Annotated in this window: 3 protein-coding genes; 1 reads left to right on the plus strand and 2 read right to left on the minus strand. The window is 60.2% G+C overall.

Annotated features, from left to right (window positions below; translation table 11 throughout):
- Positions 1-161: 161 nt before the first annotated feature.
- A complete protein-coding gene (locus VIO10_RS00525; RefSeq protein WP_331957913.1) occupies positions 162-617 on the minus strand; it encodes a universal stress protein in 456 nt (151 codons plus the stop codon).
- Between the two features lie 121 nt (positions 618-738).
- Here VIO10_RS00525 and VIO10_RS00530 point away from each other — a divergent pair, with 121 nt between their 5' ends.
- On the plus strand, positions 739-1,794 hold the full coding sequence (locus VIO10_RS00530) for an alcohol dehydrogenase catalytic domain-containing protein (protein ID WP_331957915.1): 1,056 nt from the start codon (positions 739-741) through the stop codon (positions 1,792-1,794).
- A gap of 397 nt (positions 1,795-2,191) precedes the next feature.
- On the opposite strand, the gene VIO10_RS00535 is transcribed toward VIO10_RS00530, so the two are convergent.
- The gene (locus VIO10_RS00535) at positions 2,192-2,911 is read right to left on the minus strand and encodes a hypothetical protein (RefSeq protein WP_331957917.1); all 720 of its coding nucleotides are present in this window, start codon (positions 2,909-2,911) and stop codon (positions 2,192-2,194) included.
- Positions 2,912-3,356: the final 445 nt, after the last annotated feature.

The raw sequence follows: 3,356 nt of genomic DNA on the forward strand, positions 1-3,356 counted from the left end.
CGCCGGTTCATCTATCGCATAGTCGCGAAAAGATGCGCTGCGCAGATTTTCGCGTCTTCTCACTACTGGGTGCAGGGCTCAGCCCTGCCCAAGGAGGGGCGGAACCCACGGTGGGTTCCGCATTCAATCAAGTCCTCCCGTCGAACGCTCCGCCGTCACCCCTACCGCTTGCGCGGCCGGAAGACCAGCACCGAGCACGGCGCGTTGCGCACCAGCTTCTCGGTGACGCTGCCGATCAGAATATGCTCGCCGCCGCTGCGTCCGTGCGTAGCAACCATGATCAGGTCGATCTCCTGCGCTATCGCGTATTCGATAAGTTTCTGAACCGGAGGGCCGACCACGGCAAACGTAAAGACCTTCTTTGAATCGCCGAGCTCGTCCTTCTTGATGCGCGCGAGTTCCTCTTCCACCTGCTCGAGCATCGCGCCTTCCCGCGCCAGCTCGCGGTTCTGCTCGATCGTGGACGGGATGAAACTTTGCTGCGGCGCGATCACGTGCATCAGGTGAACTTCTTCGGCGCCGAGGTCTTTCGCCAGTTCCATCGCGCCGCGCATCGCTTCCATCGAGTCTGCCGAAAAGTCGATTGGGGTGAGAATTTTCTTGATATTCTGAATCATATGAGCCTCCCGGGTGCGATGGACAGACTCTGGGACTACCACGGCCTTCGCCGCCTGTGCAAACCCGCGCCCGTCTGTGCCATTATCCCGAAAGATCGCCACCAGGAAAAAGGAATTGCAGATGAAGGGAACTGTTTTCCACGGACCCCACGACGTGCGTGTCGAGCGCGTCGATGACCCCGCGCTCAAGACTCCCACCGACGCGCTGGTGCGAATCACCCGCGCGGGAATCTGCGGCTCCGACCTGCACTTCTATGAAGGCGCTCTGCCCATCGTGCCCGGCTTCGTGCTCGGCCATGAGGGCGTCGGCGTGATCGAGGAAGTGGGCGCCGGCGTCGATCGGCTGAAGAAGGGCGATCGGGTCGTGGTCTCGGCCGTGCCTGCCTGCGGACGATGCTACTTCTGCCGGCGCGGGCAGCCGTCGCAATGCGCCGAAACCGGATCGGCTACCTTCGGCTACGGCGCGAATTTTGCCGGCAAACTCGGATCGCTGGGCGGCGAGCAATCCGAGGCGGTGCGGGTGCCGATGGCGGATTACACGTGCTATCGGCTGCCCGACGCGATCGACGATGACGCCGCGGTCTTTCTCGCCGATATCCTGCCGACCGGTTTTTTCGGCGCGCTCAACGGCAATATCCGGCCGGGCGACACGGTGGCGATTTTCGGATGCGGCCCGGTGGGTCTGTGCGCCGTGATGAGCGCGAAGCTGTTCGGACCCGCCGAAGTGATCGCCGTCGATAGCATCCCGTACCGCTTGGAGGCGGCGCGCAAGCTCGGCGCGTTAGCTGTGGATACTGAAAAGGCGCCTCAGACGATCCTCGATCGCACGCAAGGGCGCGGCGCCGACGTGACGATCGAGGCGGTCGGCAACGAAAGCGCGCTGACGGCCGCGATAATGGCGGCGCGCGGTGGCGGAACAGTGTCGGTAATCGGCGTGTTCGGCGCGCCTTCGTTCAATTTTCCGATCGGCTATGCGTTCGCGCGCGATCTCACGTTCCGAATCGGCCTCGCCAACATCAACGCGCACATCCCGGAACTCGCGCGCCTGATGGAAACCGGCGCGATCGACCCGCGCCCGCTGATAAGCCACGTGATGCCGCTGGGCGACGCCGCCAAAGGCTACGAAATTTTCAGCGCCCGCAAAGACAACGTACTGAAGGTCCTGCTAAAGCCCTGAAGGCGAGCTTTGCGTAACCTGATCGCGTCTCTATTTTTCCTCTCCCTGTTAGGGAGAGGACGAAGGTGAGGGTCCTATTATAGCGCGCCCTGTTTCCCCTTCTTAATACTGGCCTCCCGTGCCAACGGGTCTTAACACTGGTTACCCGTGCCTACGGGCGCGCGATTCAGGGTTCTGCCTTTGCCCAGAACGCTGGCGCCGTTACTTACGCGAAGCTCTCCTAAAGGCCACAGGGCTCGGGCCAATCCCGCCCCCGCATAGCCGGCCGGTCCCTCAGCAAAGCCCGCAAGGCAGCCCACCTGTCGGCATGCTTCCATCGCAAGTTCGGCAAACCCGACTAGCGCCGTCTCAACTTCCTCCCTAATTCTGCCAGATTTCGAGCATCGGCACGCGAAGGTCATCGGGTCACCGACAGTTTGGAAGTTTCTTTCGGATCTGAAGAAACACAGACTGGCGGGTAAAGCGAGTGAATTCGCTCAGCCAGCGGGTGCCGCGGCGGCAATCCAACGTGCTGCGCTTGATCCCTAAGAGCCGGCTGCCAGTCAGATTCTGTTTTCGGACACGTGGGTTGGGCGCCACTCCTCTTCCACAAGTCTCCACAGAAGTAGATGAACAGGAGGTGCGAACGAACTCCGTTCGCATTGAGAAAATGGAGAGCCGCGACGCGGTTACAATATTGATAGTAGGGGCTCAGCCAATCCCGATCGGACACAACCCCTAACGCACTCTTTACATCGGCAAAAGCCGTCTTGATCTTGGCTAACCCGTCCCTTGCCCCACAGGACGACTTGATCTCCTCGAGATTGGCCTTCGCTTCGACCAGGAGCCATTCCTCGCTAGACGATCCGAAATCCAGCTTCGCAATCGCGTCCCAGTTGTGAATGCCACGCCCTGTCGGCCAGAAATCTTCCCAAGCCCGCTCAAGTCGAGAGTTCGCTTTCAGGAATGAGATTCCTTTCCATTCAGCGTCCTTCGACGGCGTGGATTTGTCGAATGGAAAATCGATCCAATCGATGCTCTTTGCCCTTACCAGGTTGAGAACAAGATCATCGAGATAGTGGCGATGCCGTCCCATGAACCTAAGCAGATGAAACTCGCTTCCATAGCCGTTCCCCATTCTCCCCATGCTTTTGTGCCTCGCTAAGAGGGCCTTTGCAGAGCCCACGCTGGCCACGGCCTTTCCGCATTCGCCGCAGAATCTAGTACCCTCCTAGGGTTTATCGCCGTAAGTCGGGCAAAACACGATTCTTTGTCTTCCGTGCTCGTGTCGTGTTTCTTGAGCTGGAAGTTTCCCTTTTGACTCTCCGATTCCAGCACCGCTATAGACCCGACGGGCTCCCTGCTCAAGGTTCCAGGCCGGTTTTGTTCACACGCTGTTTCCAGCGGCGGCGGGAAGGAGTGGGAGGCCGGGGTTGAGGATGACCTATTGAGCTTCGCATAATATACTTACAAGGGGAAGAGGTCGGCCTGCTGCCAGAAGGCCATGACCAGGGAGGGTCTGCGGCGCATCCGCTTGAGCGCGCGACGCGCGTGCGCGCTCAACTGCGCGAAGGTGTTGGGGC

Origin of the sequence: Candidatus Binatus sp., assembly GCF_036567905.1 — a bacterium.
Taxonomy (GTDB): Bacteria; Desulfobacterota; Binatia; order Binatales; family Binataceae; genus Binatus.

What these genes read in the sequence shown, in the direction of transcription:
- VIO10_RS00530 (WP_331957915.1), top strand. Translation starts at nt 739, where the DNA reads ATGAAGGGAACTGTTTTCCACGGACCCCACGACGTGCGTGTCGAGCGC.
- VIO10_RS00525 (WP_331957913.1), bottom strand. Translation starts at nt 617, where the DNA reads ATGATTCAGAATATCAAGAAAATTCTCACCCCAATCGACTTTTCGGCA.
- VIO10_RS00535 (WP_331957917.1), bottom strand. Translation starts at nt 2,911, where the DNA reads ATGGGGAACGGCTATGGAAGCGAGTTTCATCTGCTTAGGTTCATGGGA.